Annotated in this window: 21 protein-coding genes; 11 read left to right on the forward strand and 10 right to left on the reverse strand. The window is 60.4% G+C overall.

The features are described 5' to 3' along the window. Window positions 1-27: 27 nt before the first annotated feature. Entirely contained in the window at window positions 28-1,041 is a 1,014-nt protein-coding gene (locus ELK40_RS18065; RefSeq protein ID WP_127732116.1) for a LacI family DNA-binding transcriptional regulator, read from the reverse strand. 214 nt (window positions 1,042-1,255) lie between these two features. On the opposite strand from ELK40_RS18065, the gene ascF reads away from it, so the two are divergent. Continuing rightward, on the forward strand, window positions 1,256-2,707 hold the full coding sequence (gene ascF, locus ELK40_RS18070) for a PTS cellobiose/arbutin/salicin transporter subunit IIBC (protein WP_127732118.1): 1,452 nt from the start codon (window positions 1,256-1,258) through the stop codon (window positions 2,705-2,707). Window positions 2,708-2,725: 18 nt separating this feature from the next. Continuing rightward, the gene (locus ELK40_RS18075; protein ID WP_023618131.1) at window positions 2,726-4,150 is read left to right on the forward strand and encodes a 6-phospho-beta-glucosidase; all 1,425 of its coding nucleotides are present in this window, start codon (window positions 2,726-2,728) and stop codon (window positions 4,148-4,150) included. A gap of 67 nt (window positions 4,151-4,217) precedes the next feature. Here ELK40_RS18075 and hycI read toward each other — a convergent pair whose 3' ends face one another. The 9 genes from hycI to hycA all read right to left on the reverse strand — a co-directional run bounded on the left by hycI (window position 4,218) and on the right by hycA (window position 11,996). Continuing rightward, window positions 4,218-4,673: a hydrogenase maturation peptidase HycI gene (hycI, locus tag ELK40_RS18080; RefSeq protein ID WP_115876149.1), complete on the reverse strand. Its 456-nt coding sequence runs from the start codon at window positions 4,671-4,673 to the stop codon at window positions 4,218-4,220. Then, window positions 4,666-5,076, reverse strand: coding sequence for a formate hydrogenlyase maturation HycH family protein (locus tag ELK40_RS18085; RefSeq protein WP_111965483.1), 411 nt, complete (start codon window positions 5,074-5,076; stop codon window positions 4,666-4,668). Before ELK40_RS18085 ends, hycI begins: the two co-directional genes overlap by 8 nt. Continuing rightward, window positions 5,073-5,840: a formate hydrogenlyase subunit HycG gene (hycG, locus tag ELK40_RS18090; RefSeq protein ID WP_048029233.1), complete on the reverse strand. Its 768-nt coding sequence runs from the start codon at window positions 5,838-5,840 to the stop codon at window positions 5,073-5,075. The genes ELK40_RS18085 and hycG overlap by 4 nt, the downstream gene beginning before the upstream one ends. Beyond that, on the reverse strand, window positions 5,840-6,382 hold the full coding sequence (locus tag ELK40_RS18095; RefSeq protein ID WP_115876150.1) for a formate hydrogenlyase complex iron-sulfur subunit: 543 nt from the start codon (window positions 6,380-6,382) through the stop codon (window positions 5,840-5,842). Before ELK40_RS18095 ends, hycG begins: the two co-directional genes overlap by 1 nt. A gap of 9 nt (window positions 6,383-6,391) precedes the next feature. After that, on the reverse strand, window positions 6,392-8,101 hold the full coding sequence (gene hycE, locus ELK40_RS18100) for a formate hydrogenlyase subunit HycE (RefSeq protein WP_127732120.1): 1,710 nt from the start codon (window positions 8,099-8,101) through the stop codon (window positions 6,392-6,394). A 15-nt stretch (window positions 8,102-8,116) separates the two neighbouring features. Further along, window positions 8,117-9,040 carry a respiratory chain complex I subunit 1 family protein gene (locus tag ELK40_RS18105; protein ID WP_127732122.1) on the reverse strand — a complete coding sequence of 308 codons (924 nt, stop codon included), beginning with the start codon at window positions 9,038-9,040 and terminating at the stop codon, window positions 8,117-8,119. Window position 9,041: 1 nt separating this feature from the next. Further along, window positions 9,042-10,856 carry a formate hydrogenlyase subunit 3 gene (gene hycC / locus ELK40_RS18110; RefSeq protein ID WP_127732124.1) on the reverse strand — a complete coding sequence of 605 codons (1,815 nt, stop codon included), beginning with the start codon at window positions 10,854-10,856 and terminating at the stop codon, window positions 9,042-9,044. Further along, a complete protein-coding gene (locus ELK40_RS18115) occupies window positions 10,853-11,461 on the reverse strand; it encodes a 4Fe-4S dicluster domain-containing protein (protein WP_115876154.1) in 609 nt (202 codons plus the stop codon). Before ELK40_RS18115 ends, hycC begins: the two co-directional genes overlap by 4 nt. A 70-nt stretch (window positions 11,462-11,531) precedes the next feature. Beyond that, a complete protein-coding gene (gene hycA, locus ELK40_RS18120) occupies window positions 11,532-11,996 on the reverse strand; it encodes a formate hydrogenlyase regulator HycA (protein WP_127732126.1) in 465 nt (154 codons plus the stop codon). 210 nt (window positions 11,997-12,206) lie between these two features. Here hycA and hypA point away from each other — a divergent pair, with 210 nt between their 5' ends. The 9 genes from hypA (at window position 12,207) to ELK40_RS18170 (ending at window position 20,897) form a co-directional block, all read left to right on the forward strand. Beyond that, entirely contained in the window at window positions 12,207-12,557 is a 351-nt protein-coding gene (gene hypA, locus ELK40_RS18130; RefSeq protein ID WP_047173498.1) for a hydrogenase maturation nickel metallochaperone HypA, read from the forward strand. Window positions 12,558-12,560: 3 nt separating this feature from the next. After that, window positions 12,561-13,424, forward strand: coding sequence for a hydrogenase nickel incorporation protein HypB (gene hypB, locus ELK40_RS18135; protein ID WP_127732128.1), 864 nt, complete (start codon window positions 12,561-12,563; stop codon window positions 13,422-13,424). Then, on the forward strand, window positions 13,415-13,687 hold the full coding sequence (locus ELK40_RS18140; protein WP_047650282.1) for a HypC/HybG/HupF family hydrogenase formation chaperone: 273 nt from the start codon (window positions 13,415-13,417) through the stop codon (window positions 13,685-13,687). The genes hypB and ELK40_RS18140 overlap by 10 nt, the downstream gene beginning before the upstream one ends. Before the next feature lie 2 nt (window positions 13,688-13,689). Further along, a complete protein-coding gene (hypD, locus tag ELK40_RS18145) occupies window positions 13,690-14,811 on the forward strand; it encodes a hydrogenase formation protein HypD (RefSeq protein WP_127732130.1) in 1,122 nt (373 codons plus the stop codon). Beyond that, a complete protein-coding gene (gene hypE, locus ELK40_RS18150) occupies window positions 14,808-15,818 on the forward strand; it encodes a hydrogenase expression/formation protein HypE (protein ID WP_111965473.1) in 1,011 nt (336 codons plus the stop codon). The genes hypD and hypE overlap by 4 nt, the downstream gene beginning before the upstream one ends. A gap of 56 nt (window positions 15,819-15,874) precedes the next feature. After that, window positions 15,875-17,947 carry a formate hydrogenlyase transcriptional activator FlhA gene (gene flhA / locus ELK40_RS18155; RefSeq protein ID WP_127732132.1) on the forward strand — a complete coding sequence of 691 codons (2,073 nt, stop codon included), beginning with the start codon at window positions 15,875-15,877 and terminating at the stop codon, window positions 17,945-17,947. Window positions 17,948-18,100: 153 nt separating this feature from the next. Further along, window positions 18,101-19,099, forward strand: coding sequence for an ABC transporter substrate-binding protein (locus ELK40_RS18160; protein WP_127732134.1), 999 nt, complete (start codon window positions 18,101-18,103; stop codon window positions 19,097-19,099). Then, window positions 19,099-20,136: an iron ABC transporter permease gene (locus ELK40_RS18165; RefSeq protein WP_111965470.1), complete on the forward strand. Its 1,038-nt coding sequence runs from the start codon at window positions 19,099-19,101 to the stop codon at window positions 20,134-20,136. The genes ELK40_RS18160 and ELK40_RS18165 overlap by 1 nt, the downstream gene beginning before the upstream one ends. Continuing rightward, window positions 20,136-20,897: an ABC transporter ATP-binding protein gene (locus ELK40_RS18170; RefSeq protein ID WP_111965469.1), complete on the forward strand. Its 762-nt coding sequence runs from the start codon at window positions 20,136-20,138 to the stop codon at window positions 20,895-20,897. The genes ELK40_RS18165 and ELK40_RS18170 overlap by 1 nt, the downstream gene beginning before the upstream one ends. Window positions 20,898-20,907: the final 10 nt, after the last annotated feature.

Genomic DNA, 20,907 nt, shown 5'->3' on the forward strand with positions numbered 1-20,907 from the left:
CACTTATGACGATGACAGCTGTCGACATCAGCGGTGTGGGCCGTCAATTACGGAGTCACGCAGGACAAGCTCGCCGGAGAAGGTTTGTTGATACTTAAACTCGCCGCCGTCGAGCATGAAGATCAGGCGGCTGATGGTTTCTTTAATCATCTCCGTCACCGGAATACGCACGCTGGAAAGCGACGGCACGATGTAGGGCGCGATGGCCACGTCGTCGAAACCGATCACCGACACCGCGTCCGGTGCGGATACGCCGCTGTCGTGCAGCTGCTTCATGGCGCCGATCGCCATGTCGTCATTACTCGCCACCAGCGCCGTAAAGCGTTCACCGCGAGCAAGCAGTTCGGCAACCGCCGCCGCGCCGCTGGCGGGGTTCCACTTCCCCTGCGCAATCAGACCCTCGCGCAGCGGAATACCGTGCTGCGCCAGCGCGTCCTTGTAGCCGGAGAGACGCTCAACCCCGGTGGGAGAATCCAGCGAGCCGGTGATAAACGCGATCTCCCGGTGCCCTTTCGCAATCAGCTGCGACACCGCGTCCTGGCTGGAGGCTTTATGATCTGACCAGACGCTGTGGCTGCTGTTTTTCCGCAGGCGACGGTTGAGCACCATTATGGGCTGCTCGCACTTCTCGACGATCTTGTCCATCTCTTCCACGCTCAGGAAACGCGGATAGATGATCACCGCATCGCAGCGCATATCGAGCAGGTACTGGATCGCCTCGCGCTCTTCATCCGCGCTGTGCTTGCCGTCCGCGAGGATCAGCTGCCGCCCCTTTTCTTCCGTCATGCGCGCGGCGTGAAACAGCAGTTCGCTAAAGTAGACGCCGTGATAAAGGGTGTTCGTCACCACCAGGCCCAGCGTCTGGGTACGTTTGGTCGCCAGGTTTCGCGCCAGCAAATTCGGGCGATAGCCGCTCTCTTCAATGGCCTGAAACACCCGATCTTTGGTTTCCTGGCTAACGTAGCCATTTCCCGACAGCACCCGGGATACCGTGGCTTTCGAAACGCCTGCCCGCTTCGCCACTTCCAGCATCGTGGTCATGTTGTTATTCCGTCTGAATCTGATGGAGCGCAGTGTACTGCACTGCAAAAAAATTGTCGCAGCGATGAAATCACGCTTTCGATACCCCATTGCGATCTGCATCACGAAACGAAAAAATGGTCAAAAAGCGATCTTGTTTCATTCATAGAAACTCATGATGATTATGTGGAACCGGTTTCCTACATTTCTCACAACAATAACAGGATCACATCCGATGGCCAAAAATTACGCTGCGCTGGCGAACGACGTCGTCAGCGCGCTGGGCGGCAAAGAGAACATCGTCGCCGTCACCCACTGCATGACGCGACTGCGTTTCGTTCTGAAAGATGAAACCCTCACCGATGCCGCACGCCTGAAAAGCATCAGCGGCGTCCTTGGCGTAGTGCGCAACGACAACCAGTGCCAGGTGATTATTGGCAACACGGTGTCACAGGCGTACCGCGAAGTGGTAAGCCTGCTGCCTACGGAACTGCAGCCCGCGGTGCCGGAAGGACCGCAGAAGCTGACGCTGCGCCGCATTGGCGCCGGGATCCTCGACGCGCTGATCGGCACCATGTCCCCGCTGATCCCGGCGATCATCGGCGGCTCGATGGTCAAGCTGCTGGCGATGATCCTTGAGATGACCGGCCTGCTGCCAAAAGGCGCGCCGACGCTGACTATTCTGACCGTCATCGGCGACGGCGCATTCTTCTTCCTGCCGCTGATGGTGGCAGCCTCGGCGGCGGTGAAATTCAAAACCAACATGTCGCTGGCCATCGCCATTGCGGGCGTGCTGGTGCACCCGAGCTTTATCGAGCTGATGGCAAAAGCCGCGCAGGGCGAGCACGTTGAGTTCGCCTTTATCCCGGTGACGGCGGTGAAATACACCTACACCGTCATCCCGGCGCTGGTGATGACCTGGTGCCTGTCATACATCGAACGCTGGGTGGATCGTATTACCCCGGCGGTGACGAAAAACTTCCTCAAGCCGATGCTGATCGTGCTGATTGCCGCCCCGCTCGCCATCGTGCTGATTGGCCCGCTGGGGATCTGGATCGGTAGCGCCATCTCCGCGCTGGTCTACACCATTCACGGCTACCTGGGCTGGCTCTCCGTCGCCATCATGGGCGCGCTGTGGCCGCTGCTGGTCATGACCGGCATGCACCGCGTGTTTACGCCGACCATCATTCAGACCATTGCCGAGACGGGCAAAGAAGGGATGGTGATGCCGTCGGAAATTGGCGCCAACCTGTCGCTCGGCGGCTCTTCGCTGGCAGTGGCGTGGAAAACCAAAAACCCGGAGCTGCGCCAGACGGCGCTGGCGGCGGCAGCCTCCGCCATTATGGCGGGGATTTCTGAACCGGCGCTGTACGGCGTGGCGGTGCGTCTGAAACGTCCGCTGATTGCGAGCCTGATCAGCGGCTTTATCTGCGGCGCTGTGGCCGGTATCGCGGGTCTTGCCAGCCACTCGATGGCGGCTCCGGGGCTGTTTACCAGCGTGCAGTTCTTCGATCCGGCCAACCCGATGACCATCGTCTGGGTGTTCGGCGTGATGGGGCTGGCAGTGGTGCTGTCGTTTGTTCTGACCCTGCTTTTAGGGTTTGAGGATATCCCTGTCGAAGACGACGCCGAAAAAGCGCGCGCCCTGCAGACCGCACCGGTACAGAACAACGCAGCAAAAGCATAAATTGAAAGCGAGGTAAGAATGTCTGTTTTTCCACAAGGATTTTTATGGGGCGGCGCGCTTGCCGCCAACCAGAGTGAAGGCGCTTACCGTGAGGGCGGCAAAGGGCTGACGACGGTCGATATGATCCCCCACGGCGCGAACCGCCTGGCGGTGAAGCTCGGTAAGGAAAAGCGTTTTTCGCTGCGTGACGACGAATTCTACCCGAGCCACGAGGCGATTGATTTTTACCATCGCTATAAAGAGGACATCGCCCTGATGGCGGAGATGGGCTTTACGGTGTTCCGCACCTCGATCGCCTGGAGCCGCCTCTATCCGAACGGCGACGAACCGCTGCCGAATAAAGAGGGTATTGCCTTTTACCGCGCGGTATTCGAAGAGTGCAAAAAATACAACATCGAGCCGCTGGTGACGCTCTGCCACTTCGACGTGCCGATGCACCTGGTGACGGAGTACGGCTCCTGGCGCAACCGCAAGATGGTGGATTTCTTCGCCCGCTACGCCCGCACCTGCTTTGAGGAATTTAACGGGCTGGTGAAATACTGGCTGACCTTCAACGAAATCAACATCATGCTGCACAGCCCGTTCTCCGGGGCGGGACTGGTGTTTGAGGAAGGCGAAAACGAAGACCAGGTGAAATACCAGGCCGCGCACCACGAGCTGGTGGCGAGCGCGCTGGCGACCAAAATTGCCCACGAGGTGAACCCGGAAAACCAGGTCGGCTGCATGCTGGCGGGCGGGAATTTCTATCCGTACTCCTGCAAGCCGGAAGACGTGTGGATGGCGCTGGAGAAAGACCGCGAGAATCTGTTCTTTATCGACGTGCAGGCGCGCGGCAGCTATCCGGCCTACTCCGCCCGCGTGTTCCGCGAGAAAGGCGTGGTGATTGTGAAAGATCCCGGCGACGACGAACTGCTGAAAAATACCGTCGACTTTGTCTCGTTCAGCTATTACGCCTCGCGCTGCGCCTCGGCGGATATGAATGCGAACAATACCAATGCGGCGAACATCGTCAAATCCCTGCGCAACCCACACATTCAGGTGAGCGAATGGGGCTGGGGCATCGACCCGCTCGGCCTGCGCATCACCATGAACATGATGTACGACCGCTACCAGAAGCCGCTGTTCCTGGTAGAAAACGGCCTCGGGGCGAAAGATGTCGTTGATGAAAACGGCGAGATTAACGACGACTACCGCATCAGCTATCTGCGCGAGCATATCCGCGCGATGGGCGATGCGATTGAGGACGGCGTGCCGCTGATGGGCTACACCACCTGGGGCTGCATTGACCTGGTTTCGGCCTCAACAGGCGAGATGAGCAAGCGCTACGGGTTTGTGTACGTTGACCGCGACGACGCCGGGAACGGCACGCTGGAGCGGAAACGTAAGAAATCGTTCGGATGGTATAAGAAGGTGATTGCGAGTAACGGGGCGGATCTGGAGTAGACTGTTTTGCCGGGTGGCGGCTTCGCCTTACCCGGCCTACAAAACCGTAGGCCCGGTAAGCCGCTGCTCAGAGCTGAGAAAACCCTCCGTCTCCAGCCCACCCGGCTAGTCGTGAATACACCACCTCCACCGCCTCCTTCACCGGCGGCGTCATCGGGTAATAAAACCCAACGATGTCCGGCTGAATGCCCAAAAACAGCACCTCGCCCACGTCACCTTTGATCTGATCCACAAGGTAGTTCAGCGGCATATTGTGGGTGGTCATCATAAACATCTCGGCGATGTCGTCCGGGTCAATCAGGCGGATCTCGCCGGGGTTGAGCCCCATATCGGTGGCATCGACGATTAACAGCCTGTCCGGACGCAGTTCGCGAATGGCGACCACGTCGTTTTCCGGCGCGCTGCCGCCGTCAATCACCAGCCAACTGCCCTGCGGGTTGGCGGCACACATCTCTGCGAGCAGCGGACCCGCGCCGTCGTCGCCCATCATGCTGTTGCCGACACACAGTAAAACGTCAGTCACGTAATCTCCTCACCATCAGGTAGATGGCGCTCTCCTGATGAATATCATGCAGCATGCCGAGCAGCGTTTTGCTCCACGCCTGCTGCGCCGGGGTTTGCCTGCCGAGCGCCGCGTCAAAGGCGTTGGCGAGCATCGCAATGTGGTTCACATCGATCACGATCTCGCCGTACTTCGGCACGCCTTCCATCTTGCGCCGCGCCGTACTGCCCTCCTCCAGCGTGGCAATCCACGCCAGGTATTCCGGCCAGGGGCAGCTCAGCGCGGCCTCCAGGCAGTCAATCACCCCGAGGTGATGCCCAATCGCCAGGCTGTAATAGACCACCTGCTGTGCCGCATCCGGCGTGGCATCGTTCTCATCAATAAACTTACGGCTCAGCTGACTGAACACCACCGTTTCACTCATCGGATTCGCGCCTCATCGACGATGCTGTTCAGGTTCGCCACGATCTCATTGAGGCGCGGATCGTTTTCCGCCTCCAGCCAGCGCGCCACCTGATGCTCGCCCTGGCTCAGCAGGCGCAGATAATCATCGGCAATCTGACGGCCGTAGCGATAGCCCGCCAGCCTGCGCGCCGTGCGGTCGACCTTCACCCGCAGCGGTTGCACCATGTCCGGGTGCAGAATGGCGGCAGGCTGGTTGTCCAGCTCGCCCGGCTCGCGGGCGTGGATTTTCTGCTCCAGCAGGCCGAGCGCCATCGCGAAGCCGTACAGCGTGGCGGCGGGCGTCGGCGGGCAGCCCGGAATGTAGACGTCCACCGGCACGATTTTGTCGGTACCGCCCCAGACGCAGTAAAGGTCATGGAAGATGCCGCCGCTGTTGCCGCAGGCGCCGTACGAGATGCAGATTTTCGGGTCCGGCGCGGACTGCCAGGCGCGCAGCGCGGGCGAGCGCATGGCGCGGGTGACGGCCCCGGTAAACAGCAGGATGTCCGCATGACGCGGGGACGGCACCACCTTGATGCCGAAGCGCTCGGCGTCAAACAGCGGCGACAGCGTAGCGAAGATCTCAATCTCGCAGCCGTTGCAGCCGCCGCAGTCCACGCGGTAGACGTAGGCCGAGCGTTTGATTTTTTTCAGCAGCGACGCCTTCATGCTGGCGATGGATTCGTCCACCGTCATCGGCACCGGAATGCCGTTAGCGTCGCGCGGGCCCAGTAAGTTTTCCATCAGCTGGCCTCTCTCATGTGGCGGGTGATATCAATGCGGTCGGACGGCAGCAGGCACTTCTGACGCTTGCACGCCGGGCAGGTTTCAAAGCTTTCGCGGTGATGCTCCGCGCGGGCGTCGCCATTGTGCTGCAGCAGCGCGATGGCGTAGTCGATCTCTTTCTGCACGGCGAACGGACGCCTGCAGACGCGGCAGCTGCACAGGTCAAAGCGCGACTGCTGCAGAAAATCCTCTTTCTTCCACACCGCCAGCTCGTACTCCTGCGACAGGCGAATGGCGACCGTCGGGCAGACCTCCTCGCAGCGGCCGCAGAAGATGCAGCGCCCGAGGTTAAACTGCCAGGCCAGCTCGCCGGTTTTGAGATCCGTTTCCACCGTTAAGGCGTTCGACGGACAGGCGTTGACGCAGGCCGCGCAGCCGATGCACTGCTGCGGGTTGTGCTCCGGCTTGCCGCGAAAGTTTTTATCCACCGGCATCGGCTCCAGCGGATAGCTGCTGGTTTGCGTGCCGGTTTTGATCGCTTTTTTGATAAAGGTAAACATGACTAATCCTTATTTCAGCGGCGAGTTCTTACGCTCGATGCTGTAGCGCTCAAGCTCTTTGTACGGCACCACCTGGCTTTTCTTCTTGCGCACGTCGACGACGGTCATGCGGTCGGTGCAGGAGTAGCACGGGTCGAGGCTGCCGATGATCAGCGGCGCATCGGAAACCGTGTTGCCGCGCAGCATGTAGCGCAGGGTTGGCCAGTTGGCGTAGGTGGCCGCGCGGCAGCGCCAGCGGTAAAGCTTCTGGTTGTCGCCGGTCATGCTCCAGTGAATGTCGTCCCCGCGCGGCGCTTCGGCAAAGCCGAGGGCAAAGCGGTTCGGAATGTAGGTGAAGCCCTCCACCATCAGCGGGCCGCCAGGCAGGTTATCAAGGCCGTAGTCGATCATGTTCAGCGCCGTGAACACCTCGTTGATGCGCACCTTGAGGCGAGAGATGACGTCGCAGCCCTGCTCGCTGTGCACGGTCATCGGCAGCAGGCCGTAGCCAACGAACGGGTGATCGGCACGGGTGTCGCGGGCGTGGCCGCTGGCGCGCACCATCGGGCCGACGTTGCTGAAGTCGCGGGCAATTTCCGGGTCAAGACGGCCGATGCCGACGGTGCGCTGCTCGATGTTTGGCGTGCTGAGCAGCATATCCACCAGCTCCTGCACGTCGCGGCGCATCTGCTGCGCCAGCTGGCGGGTCTGGATCATATCGTTTTTCAGCAGGTCGCGACGGATCCCGCCGATCAGGTTCAGACCGTACGTTTTGCGCGCCCCGGTGAGGATCTCCGCCATCTTCATCGACGCTTCGCGCACGCGGAAGAACTGCATAAACCCGGAATCAAACCCGACGAAGTGACAGGCCAGGCCGAGGTTCAGCAGGTGCGAGTGCAGGCGCTCCACCTCAAGCAGAATGGCGCGGATCATCTGCGCGCGTTCCGGCACCACGATCCCCATGCCGTTCTCCACCGAGGTAGTGTAGGCGGTGCTGTGGGCGAAGCCGCAGATGCCGCACACGCGGTCAGAGAGGAAGGTCACTTCGTTGTAGCCCATGCGGGTTTCCGCCAGCTTTTCCATCCCGCGGTGGACGTAGAACAGACGGTAGTCGGCGTCGATAATGTTTTCGCCGTCGACGAACAGGCGGAAGTGGCCCGGTTCGTCGGAGGTGACGTGCAGCGGGCCAATCGGCACCACGTTGTTCTTCTTGCTGCCCAGCTCGTTGATGAACTCGTAAGTTTCGCTGTCGGTGGTTGGGGCCGGACGCTGGCGGTAGTCCATGCTGTCTTTACGCAGCGGATAGAGTTCGTCCGGCCAGTCGTCAGGCAGCACCAGGCGGCGCTCGTCCGGCAGGCCGACCGGCACCAGACCGTACATGTCGCGCACTTCACGCTCGCCCCAGACGGCAGCGGGCACGCGCGGCGTGACGGACGGGTATTCTGGCTTAGCCTGGTCGACCTCGACGCGCACGGTGAGCCAGCACTTTTCGCCCTGCTCCATAGACATCACGTAGTACACCGCATAGTTGCCGCACAGCTGGCGCTCGTCGTTACCGAACAGCACCGACAGCCAGCCGCCCTGCTGGTAGTAGAGAAACTCCACCACTTCCGGCAGATAGTTCACCTTAATGGTGACGGTTATCTGGTCTTTGGTTTGCCAGGACTCCTCCAGCACCACGCCGGGGAAAGCCTGATGCAATGCGGCGAGATACTGCTGACCTTTCTTTTCTTCAGACATAAATACTCTCTTTAATCACGCCACCAGCAAGGAGACGAACGCTAAAAATGCAAAACCAAACCCGGCCCAGGTGATGCGGGACGTTTCCAAAAAACGCAGACGCGCCATGCTGTTTTCGAACAGGGCAATTACCAGCACGCCGACCAGCAGCTTGAGGGCGGCAACCACGACGGCCAGCAGCAGACCGCCCGCGGAGAAGTGCGTCATCTGCCCCCACGGGAAGAAGACGCCGACAAACATCTGCAGCACCACCAGCTGTTTGAGGCTAATGCCCCACTTCAGCACCGCAAAGCCGTAGCCGCTGTACTCGGTGAGCGGCCCTTCCTGCAGTTCCTGCTCGGCTTCCGCCAGATCGAACGGCAGTTTGCCCATCTCGATAAAGGTGGCGAACGCGCAGGCGCACAGCGCCAGCACCAGCGGGATCGAGCGCGCCACCGGCCAGTGGTAAACGGCGTGGGTGATAAAGCTGATGTGGGTGGAGCCCGCAACCTGCGCGGCAACCCACAGCCCCAGCAGCAGGATCGGCTCAACCAGCACGCCGAGCATCGCCTCGCGGCTGGCACCGATGCCGGTAAACGGGCTCCCGGTGTCCAGGCCCGCGATGGCAAAGAAGAAGCGGGCGATAGCGAAGAGGTAGATAAGCGTGATCAGATCGCCGAGCGCCGGCAGCGGCGATCCCACCGTGACCACCGGCAGCGCGGTGGCGATGGTCAGCATCACGCCCACCATCACAAACGGCGTCAGACGGAAGACCCAGCCTGCGGCATTCGGCGCCACGCTCTGGCGAGAAAACAGCTTGAAGAGATCGCGATACTCCTGGAGCACACCAGGGCCGCGACGGTTGTGCATCCGGGCGCGCGCCACGCGCGTGATGCCCGACAGCAGAGGCGCGGCGGCAAACAGCACCAGCGCCTGAAGAATTGCCAGTAACAGACTCATGTCAGGCTCCTCGTGAAATCACAACGATCACCAGCACCGCCAGCTCGATAACCGCCAGACGGCGGAACAGCGCGGGTGCGGCAGCGCTCTGCCAGCCGGGTATCCAGCGCACCGGGTTCAGCCAGTGGCGCAGCTTCAGCACGGCGGCAAAGTTCTCTTTCACCGGCATAGCGAAACCGTGGGCGGTGATGACCATCGACTGTTCGTGTTCGTAGCCGCAGGCCCATGCCGCACCGCGCGAGCGGGAGGTGAGCCGGTCGCGTTTGAAGAACAGCATCAGCACCAGCGGCAGCAGCGGTGCACCGATCAGCAACAGCGCGATCATGGGCTGGGAAACGGTGGTGTTCGCCGAGGTCAGCGGCAGCGGAATGGCATTGCCCAGCAGCGGCAGCAGCCACGGTGCGGCGACGCCGCCCGCGATGCAGCACAGCGCCAGCGCGACCACGCTTACGCCCATCAGTAGCGGTGCGCAGCAGGCGTTCTCAGCCTCACGCGTACGCGGTGCGCCGAGGAAGGTCACGCCATAAACTTTCGCCATGCACATCACCGCCAGCGCCCCGGTAATCGCCAGCCCGACCGCCAGCAGCGGCCCCAGCAGACGGGCGATAAACGCCTCGCTCTGACCGAGGGCGAAGAAGGACTGATAGATCACCCACTCCCCGGCAAAGCCGTTCAGCGGCGGCAGCGCGGCCATCGCCATCAGCCCGACCAGCATCGCCAGTGAAATCACCGGCATCTTTTTGCCAATCCCACCGAGCTTTTCGATATCCCGATGGCCGGTGCGGAACCAGACGCTTCCCGCTCCAAGGAACAGGGTGCTTTTAAACAGGCTGTGGTTGATCAGGTGATAAAGACCACCGATAAAACCGGCCGCAATCAGCGCCGGTTGATTCAGCGCCAGCCCGGTCACGCCCGCGCCAATGCCGAGCAGAATGATGCCGATATTCTCCAGCGTGTGGTACGCCAGAAGACGCTGGATATTGTGCTCCATCAGCGCGTACAGGCCACCGACGAAGGCGGTGATCATGCCCGCAATCAACAGCACCACGCCCCACCACAGCGGCGGTTGTCCGCCGGTCAGCGTAATCGCCAGGATCCCGAACAGACCGACCTTCATCACCACCACAGAAAACAGCGCGGCGGCGGGCGCGGAGGCATTCGCATGCGCCTGCGGCACCCAGCCGTGCAGCGGGATGATTCCGGCGAGCAGGCCAAAGCCGAGCACGCCCAACAGCCAGACTTCATTCCCCAGCGGATGCCCGTTAAGCGCAGCGAAGTCCAGCGTGCCGAAGCGCTGCCACACCAGCCAGCAGGCCAGCGCCAGCAGCAGCGTCCCGAGGCGTCCCAGCGCAAACCACAATTTCCCGGAGGCGCTGCAGCCCGTCAGGAACACGCCGCAGAGCGCCATGATCTCCGCCATCACCACCAGCGCGCCGAGGTTGCTGGCGGTAACGGTGCAGACCGCCGTCGCCATCAGCAGATTGACCAGCAGGCCGTTGGCTTTAGCGTGCGGGTGGCGGTGCCAGTCGATATTGAACAGGCTGATAAACAGCCCGCACAGGCCAAACGTCACCAGCCAGATGGCGTTCAGCGGCGTGATCTCAACCGTGTGGTGAATCAGCGGCATCACGGTCTCTGCCGACTGGCCGCCGAGCAGAACAATGCCGCCTGCCGCCAGCGTCATCAGGCTAGCGACCGCCCCGCCGAGCCCGGCGATCGCGCCGCTCAGGGTTTTATGGAAGGAGAAGATCGGCGCCAGAACGGCGGCGGCCGCAAAACAGGCTACCGCGCTGGTAATCATCATCACCGCATTCATTTCGCCCCCTCGTTAAGCGCCTGTAGCAGAGAAAGGTCGCCAAAATCACTGTTGATGGTCAGCTCGCGTTTGCGCTTGCTGGTACGGGCGATGTCGCGAATGTTAACCAGAATCAGCGCTTTCGTCGGGCAGGTCCGCACGCAGGCCGGGCCCTGATCATCGAAGCTGCACAGGTCGCATTTCACCGCAACGGCACGGATGCCGGGCACCCAGTCCAAAAGCGAGCTTACACGCGCAGGCGCCGGCGGCGCGGGCGGGGCTTTTGGCGAGTTGGCATTCGCCGGGATATGCAGCGGTCGGCTGCCGGAAAATTCAATCGCGCCGAACGGGCAGGCAATGCCGCACAGCTTGCAGCTTACGCACAGGCTTTCGTTCAGCTGGACTGCGCCATCCACGCGGGTGATGGCATTTACAGGACAGACACCCGCGCACGGGGCATCCTCACAGTGATGGCAGAGCTGCGGGGCAGACTCTTTTTCATTACGCATGACGTGCAGGCGCGGCATGGACTGCAGCCCATGCAGGCGATGCGTTTCCGAACACGCCGCCTCACAGGTTCGACAGCCAATACAGACCGTCGAGTCAGCAATTACAAAACGGTTCACCGGGTTATCCTCTGGTGATAGTCATTTTTGTCGAAAAGCTGTCTTGTCGACACTTCTCGACACGCATGGGTCAGGCCACGTTCGCTGAGGCATTTCCGTCCATCAGCTGCTTCAGGTTGACAGGAAGATCGTCCTCAACGGCGGCGTACAGGCCGTTATAAACCGGCGCGATTTTTTCCAGATAGTGTTCCAGCACCTGCTGGCGATCGCGGTTGCTTACGTGGCCGTCCACCATGCCGTCGGCCATCAGCTGCGCCTTCGCAATACACTGTTTTTCGCCGTCTTTTGTCTCGAGGTAGTACTCAATGGTGTGGCTGTTGAAGTTGTCCGCCAGGGTAACGTTGATGGTGAAATGGCCGAACAGAACGAAGCGCATGTCGCCCTGCGCCGCGCAGCTCATCGCATGGTGAAGACGCGCTTTCGACAAGGTAATGCCCTGGACCAGAGAGTTGCAGTAAAGGTGCCACTGGTCCTGTAACTGTTGATGACGCTGCGCGATGTAATCCGCTTTTTCGCTGATTTCCCAAATAGTCATAAAAGGTATCCGTTTAATGGAGATAGCGGCTGTTAAGCAGATTCCATGCCAGTTTTTATCTTTATGATTTTCAATACATTTACCTTAAAAATTGCTGTCAACACCGCGGTGTCGACGTGTCATTTCGACAGCGTTGACATCGTCACGCCTTAACAAAAATCAAGCTGGCACCGTTATTGCATTACCGGGGCAATTCATTGAGGAGGCGTCATGCACGAAATCACCCTCTGCCAGCGGGCTCTGGAACTTATCGAACAGCAGGCAGTGCAAAACCACGCGAAACGCGTCACCGGCGTCTGGCTGAAGGTCGGAGCATTTTCCTGCGTCGAGACCAGCGCCCTGACCTTCTGTTTTGAGCTGGTCTGCCGCGGCACGCTGGCGGAAGGCTGCGAACTGCATATTGAAGAACAGCAGGCGGAGTGCTGGTGCGAGCAGTGCCAGCAGTACGTCACCCTGGTGTCATCAAAGGTACAGCGCTGCCCGCAGTGTCAGAGCACCGGTCTGCGCATCGTGGCGGATGACGGCATGCAGATCCAACGCCTCGAAATCGAGAAGGAGTAAAGTATGTGTAGTACCTGCGGTTGCGCCGAAGGCAACCTGTATATAGAAGGGGATGAACACCGCCCCCACTCCGCGTTTCGCTCCGCGCCCTTTTCCCCCGCACCGCGCCCTGCGGCAGCCCTGACCGGCATTACCTTTGCGCCGCAACGCTCCGATGCGGGCGACCTGCATTACGGCCACGGCGAAGCAGGCACCCACGCGCCGGGCATGAGCCAGCGCCAGATGCTGGAGGTGGAAATCAACGTGCTGGACAAGAATAACCAGATCGCCACCCGCAACCGCGCCCGCTTTGCCACCCGCAAACAGCTGGCGCTGAACCTTGTCTCCAGCCCCGGATCCGGCAAAACCACGCTACTGACCGAAACGCTCAAGCGCCTGAACGGGCTTGTCTCCTGCGCGGTGATCGAAGGCGACCAGCAAACCGTTAACGATGCGGCTCGCATTCGCGAAACCGGCACCCCGGCGATTCAGGTCAACACCGGTAAAGGGTGCCACCTCGATGCGCAGATGATTGCCGACGCTGCCCCGCGCCTGCCGCTGGCGGATAACGGCATCCTGTTTATTGAAAACGTCGGCAACCTCGTCTGCCCGGCGAGCTTCGACCTCGGCGAACGACACAAGGTTGCGGTGCTTTCGGTGACCGAAGGCGAAGACAAGCCGCTGAAGTACCCGCACATGTTTGCCGCCGCGTCCATCATGCTGCTGAACAAAGTCGACCTGCTGCCGTACCTGAATTTCGACGTGGATAAGTGCGTGGCGTATGCCCGCGAGGTGAACCCGGAGATTGAGATCCTGCTGGTCTCCGCCACGCGCGGCGACGGCATGGACGGCTGGCTACACTGGCTGGAGAGCGAACGATGTGCATAGGCGTACCGGGACAAATTCACGCCATCGACGGTAATCAGGCCAAAGTCGAGGTTTGCGGCATCCTGCGCGACGTCGACCTGACGCTGGTGGGCAGCACCGATGAAAGCGGCGCTTCGCGTCTCGGACAGTGGGTGCTGGTCCACGTGGGGTTCGCCATGAGCGTGATTAACGAAGCGGAAGCCCGCGACACGCTCGACGCCCTGCAAAATATGTTCGACGTGGAGCCTGACGTGGGCGCGCTGCTGTACGGCGAGGAGCGGTAATCATGCGTTACGTTGATGAATACCGCGCGCCGGAGCAGGTGCTGCAGCTTATTGGCCACCTGAAAACGCGCGCAGCGCGGCTGGACTACACGAAAGAAAGGCCGCTGCGGATCATGGAGGTGTGCGGCGGGCACACGCACGCCATCTTCAAATTTGGCCTCGACCAGCTGTTGCCGGAAAACATTGAGTTTATCCACGGCCCCGGCTGCCCGGTCTGCGTGCTGCCGATGGGGCGCATCGACAGCTGTATTGAAATTGCCAGCCAGCCCGACGTCATTTTCTGCACCTTTGGCGACGCGATGCGCGTGCCGGGGAAAAATGGTTCGCTGCTGCAGGCGAAAGCGCGCGGCGCAGACATCCGGATCGTCTATTCGCCGATGGATGCCCTGACGCTGGCAGCGGATAACCCCGCGCGCAAGGTGGTGTTTTTTGGCCTGGGGTTTGAAACCACCATGCCCGCCACCGCCATCACGCTGCAGCAGGCGAAAGCGCGCGGCGTCGAAAATTTTTTCTTCTTCTGCCAGCACATTACGCTCATCCCCACCCTGCGCAGCCTGCTGGAAGAGCCGGGCAACGGCATTGACGCCTTTCTGGCACCGGGCCACGTCAGCATGGTGATTGGCACAGACGCCTACGGTTTTATCGCTGAACAGTACAATCGTCCGTTAGTGGTCGCTGGTTTCGAACCACTTGATCTACTGCAAGGTGTCACCATGCTGGTTGAGCAGAAAATAGCAGCCCTGAGCGCGGTCGAAAACCAGTACCGCCGCGTGGTGCCGGATGCGGGAAATGAACGGGCGCAGCAGGCGATAGCCGACGTATTTAGCGTTGAGGGCGACAGCGAGTGGCGTGGTCTGGGGCTGATTGCCGAATCCGGCGTGCGCCTGACGCCAGCCTATCGCGCGTTCGACGCCGAAGCGCATTTCCGCCCGCAGCCGCAGCAGGTTTGCGACGATCCCCGGGCACGCTGTGGCGAGGTGCTCACCGGCAAATGCAAACCGCACCAGTGTCCGTTATTTGGCAATACCTGTAACCCGCAAACGGCGTTTGGCGCGCTGATGGTCTCCTCCGAAGGGGCGTGTGCCGCGTGGTATCAGTATCGCAACCAGGAGAGTGAAGCATGAATACGGTTGAAATGGCGCACGGCAGCGGCGGACAGGCGATGCAGCAGCTGATTAACCGGCTGTTTATGGAGGCCTTTAACAACCCCTGGCTCGCCGAACAGGAAGACCAGGCGCGCATTGACCTCGCCACCCTCACCGCCCAGGGCGACAGGCTGGCCTTCTCCACCGACAGCTACGTCATTGATCCGCTGTTCTTCCCGGGCGGCGATATCGGCAAGCTCGCCGTCTGCGGCACGGCGAACGACGTCGCCGTCAGCGGCGCCGTTCCGCGCTACCTCTCCTGCGGGTTTATCCTTGAAGAGGGATTACCGATGGAGACGCTCGCGGCCGTGGTCAACAGCATGGCGCAGACCGCGCGCGAGGCGGGGATAGCTATCGTCACCGGCGACACCAAAGTGGTGCAGCGCGGCGCGGCCGACAAGCTGTTTATCAACACCGCCGGAATGGGCGCGATCCCCCCCGATATTCACTGGGGCGCGCAGCGCCTCAGCGTGGGCGACGTGCTGATCGTGACCGGCACGCTGGGCTGCCACGGGGCGACCATCCTGAACCTGCGCGAAGGCCTGGGGCTGGACGGCGAACTGCGCAGCGACTGCGCGGTACTCACCCCGCTGATTCAGACGCTGCGCGGTATTCCCGGCGTGAAGGCCCTGCGTGACGCCACGCGAGGCGGTGTCAACGCCGTGGTTCACGAGTTTGCGGCAAGCTGCGGGTACGGGATTGAACTCACCGAGCGCAGCCTGCCCGTTAAGCCCGCCGTTCGCGGGCTTTGCGAACTGCTGGGTCTGGACCCGCTCAACTTTGCAAACGAAGGCAAGCTGGTGATTGGCGTTGAACGGGCCGCGGCACAAGCTGTTCTTGAACAGCTGCAGGCTCATCCGTCAGGAAAAGAGGCGGCGATGATTGGTGAAGTGGTTGAGCGCAAAGGGGTGCGCCTGACCGGACTTTATGGCGTGAAGCGCACGCTGGATCTGCCGCACGCTGAACCCTTACCCCGTATTTGCTAGGCCGCGCCACAAGCGGCCAGCATGGATTTTTTTGCTCGTTTCTACTGGAAAGCACTATGCCGTATACACCGATGAGCGATCTTGGACAGCAGGGTCTGTTTGACATTACGCGCACACTTTTACAGCAACCCGATCTCGGCGCGCTGAGCGATGCCCTGACGCGGCTGGTCAGGCAATCAGCGCTGGCGGACAGCGCCGCGATTGTGCTCTGGCATAGCGGAACGCAGCGCGCGAGCTACTTCTCAACGCGTGATAATGGCAAAACGTTTGAATACGAAGACGAAACGTATCTCGCGCATGGCCCGGTGCGCCGCATTCTCTCCAGACCTGAAGTGCTGCACTGCAACTTTGCGGAATTTCAACAGGCGTGGCCGCGGCTCGCGCAGAGCAACCTCTATCAGCCGTTCGGGCATTACTGCATGCTGCCGCTGGCTGCAGAGGGCCAGATTTTTGGCGGATGCGAGTTTATCCGCACGACCGACCAGCCCTGGAGCGAGGCGGAATACGAGCGCCTGCACACCTTTACCCAGATAGTGGCCGTCGTCGCGGAGCAGATCCAAAGCCGAGTGACGAATAACGTGGATTACGACCTGCTCAGCCGCGAACGCGACAACTTCCGCATTCTGGTCGCCATCACCAACGCCGTACTCTCCCGCCTGGACATGGATGAGCTGGTCAGCGAAGTCTCGAAAGAGATCCACCACTATTTCAAAATCGATGCCATCAGCATTGCGCTTCGCGGGCATCGCAAGGGCAAGCTGAACATCTACTCCACGCATTATCTTGATGAAGCCAACCCGGCGCACGAGCAGAGCGAGGTGGATGAAGCGGGCACTCTTTCTGAACGGGTCTTCAAAAGCAAAGAGATCCTCCTGATCAACCTCAACGAGCAGGATCCGGTCGCGCCGTACGAGCGGATGCTGTTCAACACCTGGGGCAACAAAATCCAGACCCTGTGCCTGCTGCCCCTGATGTCCGGCAACACCATGCTGGGCGTGCTGAAGCTGGCACAGTGCGAGGAAGGCGTGTTCACCACCGCCAACCTGAAGCTGCTGCGTCAGATCGCCGAGCGTATCTCCATCGCGCTCGATAACGCCCTCGCCTATCAGGAGATCCACCGTCTGAAAGAGCGGCTGGTGGATGAAAACCTGGCCCTGACCGAACAGCTCAACAACGTGGACAGCGAGTTTGGTGAAATCATCGGGCGCAGCGACGCCATGTACAGCGTGCTCAAGCAGGTTGAGATGGTGGCGCAGAGCGACAGCACGGTGCTGATACTGGGCGAAACCGGTACGGGTAAAGAGCTGATTGCCCGCGCCATCCACAACCTGAGCAACCGCAACAGCCGTCGGATGGTGAAGATGAACTGCGCCGCGATGCCCGCAGGGCTTCTGGAAAGTGACCTGTTCGGCCACGAGCGCGGCGCATTCACCGGGGCCAGCAGCCAGCGGCTGGGCCGTTTTGAGCTGGCAGACAAAAGCTCGCTGTTCCTTGACGAAGTGGGCGATATGCCGCTGGAGCTACAGCCGAAACTGCTGCGCGTCCTGCAGGAGCAGGAGTTTGAACGTCTTGGCAGCAACAAGCTTATCCAGACCGACGTGCGGCTGATTGCCGCGACTAACCGCGACCTGAAAAAAATGGTCGCCGACCGCGAGTTTCGCAGCGATCTCTACTATCGCCTGAACGTCTTCCCGATCTTCCTGCCGCCGCTGCGCGAGCGCCCGGAAGATATCCCCCTGCTGGTCAAAGCCTTTACCGCCAAGATCGCGCGTCGGATGGGGCGAAACATCGACAGCATTCCTGCCGAGACGTTGCGTACCCTTTCATCGATGGAATGGCCCGGCAACGTGCGCGAGCTGGAAAACGTCATTGAACGCGCGGTGCTGCTGACGCGCGGCAATGTGCTGCAGCTCTCCCTTCCTGAAGTGACGCTGCCTGACGTGAGCGTGCCCGCCGCCGAGACGGCGAAAGAGGGAGAAGATGAATATCAGCTCATTATGCGCGTACTCAAAGAGACCAACGGCGTGGTCGCCGGGCCGAAAGGTGCCGCCCAGCGCCTGGGGTTAAAACGCACCACCCTGCTGTCGCGCATGAAGCGTCTCGGTATTGAAAAAGAGAGCCTCATTTAAGGCCTTATTCCGGCGGTGTTTTTCTGACACCGCCTTTTGTTACCCTGCGCGATTGTCCCTCATTGACACAAAATCGTTTCCTCTGTATAAAATTCCGCCTTAATAATGAGTTTCATTTGCATCAAAAATAATTTTAATGAAGGGTAGCGTTTCATGAAGAAGGTCATCTGCGCGTTAGGCCTGGCGGTTGCGTCGGTCAGTTCTGCTCTGGCAACCACATATCCTCTGACGATTGAAAACTGTGGCTATAAAGAGACATTCACCAAAGCGCCGGAACGCGTGGTGGCCCTGGGCCAGAATACCGTCGAAATCTTGCTCCTGCTGGGGCTGGAAGATAAGGTGAAGGCCAGCGCCTTCTGGCCGACGAAAGTGTTGCCGCAGCTCGCTGAACAGAACGCAAAAATCAAAACCCTGACGGTCGAAATCCCTACCCTTGAATCCGTGCTTGCGCAAAATCCTGACTTTGTCCCGGCGCAGTCCCCGCTGCTGCTGGGGCCTGAAAGTAAGGTCGCAAAACGCGAAGACCTGATGACCCTGGGCGTGAACAGCTACGTATCGCCGGGCATGTGCGCGACCAAAAAAGCCACCGGCGATATGTACGGCAGCCGCCAGAAGCTGTGGGATATGACGTATCTCTATCAGGAGATTGAGGACTTCGCCAAAATCTTTAACGTTGAAGACCGCGGTCAGGCCGTGATTGCCGATTTCAAAAAACGAGAGGCCGACCTGCGTAAGGAATTCGGCAAGAGCAAAAAAGACCTCTCGTTTGTCTTCTGGTTCTCCAGCTCCTCCCCCTCTGCGGACGCCTACGTCGGCGGTAAAAATAGCCCCTCCGGGTTTATTGCGAGCCTGATGGGCGGCCATAACGCCATCACCTCCGAGACCGAATGGCCAACCGTGGGCTGGGAGAGCATTATTGCCGCCAATCCGGATGTGATTGTGGTCTCGAGCCTGGATCGCAACCGCTGGGCGCTGGATAACGCGGAAGAGAAAATCAAATTCCTGAAAAACGATCCGGCCGTCAGCCAGCTGGACGCGGTGAAAAAAGGTCATATCGTGGTGATGGACGGTCAGGCCATGAACCCGACGATTCGCACGATTTACGGGGCTGAGCAGGTAGGCGAACAGCTCAGAAAGCTGGGGCTGAACTGATGACCACCGCCGTTCTTCAGGCCCGGCAGAGCCTGGTTCTGACGACCTCGTGTTTGCTCGCCTTCGTCCTGCTATTTCTGGTTATCGCGCTGAGCGTCAGCGTCGGCGAACTGTCCATCCCGCTGGATAACGTGTTTTACGCTATCAGCAATAAAATGGGGCTCACCGATATTCCGCTCACTCGTATCTATGAGAGCGTGATCTGGGACTTTCGCCTGAGCCGCGCGCTGGTTGCGGCCTGCTGCGGCGCGGGGCTGGCCATCTGTGGTGCCGTATTGCAGAGCCTGCTGAAGAACGCGCTGGCGGAACCCTACGTGCTCGGCGTGTCCGCGGGCGCGTCGACCGGGGCGGTTTCTGTTGTCGTATTGGGGATCGGCACCGGTGCGGTGTCGCTCTCTGCCGGGGCCTTTGCCGGGGCGTTCGCCGCGTTTGCGTTTGTCGCATTTCTGACGAACGGCGCGCGCGGCGGGAATGAACGTACTATTCTGGCAGGCGTTGCCGCCTCGCAGCTTTTCAACGCCATTACCGCCTATACCATCAGCACCTCCGCCAGCGCCCAGCAGGCGCGCGACGTGATGTTCTGGCTGCTGGGCAGCTTCAGCGGCGTACGCTGGCCCGAGTTCCAGCTGGCACTTGTCGTGGTGCTGATTGGATTAGCCATTTGCCTCTACTACTCCCGTGCGCTGGATGCCTTTACGTTCGGTGACGACGCCGCGGCGTCGCTTGGCATTGCTGTTCCCTGGGTGCGCCTGGCGCTCTTTACCACTACCGCACTTATCACCGCGACCATCGTCAGCATGGCGGGGTCAATCGGCTTTGTCGGGCTGGTGGTGCCGCACGTCATGCGCTTCCTGTTCGGGCCGCTGCACCGCACGCTGCTGATTGCCAGCGCGCTGGCAGGCGCGATCCTGATGGTGCTGGCAGACATTGCCTCACGCATGCTGATTGCGCCGCAAAGCCTGCCCGTCGGCGTGGTCACCGCGCTGGTTGGCGTCCCCTTCTTTGCCGTGATTATCTACCGTTCAAGGAATAAGTGATGAGCATCTGCGCGGAAAATATTACCTGGAAGGTCGGCAAAAAAGTCATCGTTAATGACGTCTCGCTGAAGGTGTCACGGGGCGAAACGGTAGGGCTGCTTGGCCCTAACGGCTGCGGTAAATCGTCTCTTTTACGTATCCTCGCGGGTCTGCGTCGCCCGGATGCTGGCCGCGTTACCCTGGACGGTCAGGACATCTGCAGCATCGCCAAAAAGCAGCTGGCGCGACGGGTGGCCTTTGTCGAGCAGCACGGTATGACGGACGCCAATATGCGCGTGCGCGACGTGGTGAAACTTGGGCGTATTCCGCACCACTCCGCCTTTTCCAACTGGAGCACGCACGATGACGAGACCGTCACCGCCGCTCTGCAGCGCGTGGATATGCTGGATAAAAGCGACCAGGGCTGGCTGAGCCTCTCCGGCGGCGAGCGCCAGCGCGTCCACATTGCCCGCGCGCTGGCCCAGACCCCGACGGAAATCCTGCTGGATGAACCGACCAACCACCTGGACATTCATCATCAGATGCAGCTGATGCAGTTGATCAGCGAATTACCGGTCACCAGCATTGTCGCTATACACGATCTCAACCACGCCTCGATGTTCTGCGACTCGCTGATAGTCATGCAGAAAGGGCAAATTGTGGCGACGGGGACACCGCAGGATATCTTATCCGAGTCGTTGCTCTGGGACGTCTTCCGGGTCAAAACCAAAATCGAGATCTCACCGTTCCATGGCAAAAAGCACATTCATTTTATCGTTTAGGGGCGAGTGA

It is taken from the genome of Enterobacter sp. N18-03635 (genome assembly GCF_004006055.1).
In the GTDB taxonomy this organism is placed as follows: Bacteria; Pseudomonadota; Gammaproteobacteria; order Enterobacterales; family Enterobacteriaceae; genus Enterobacter; species Enterobacter vonholyi.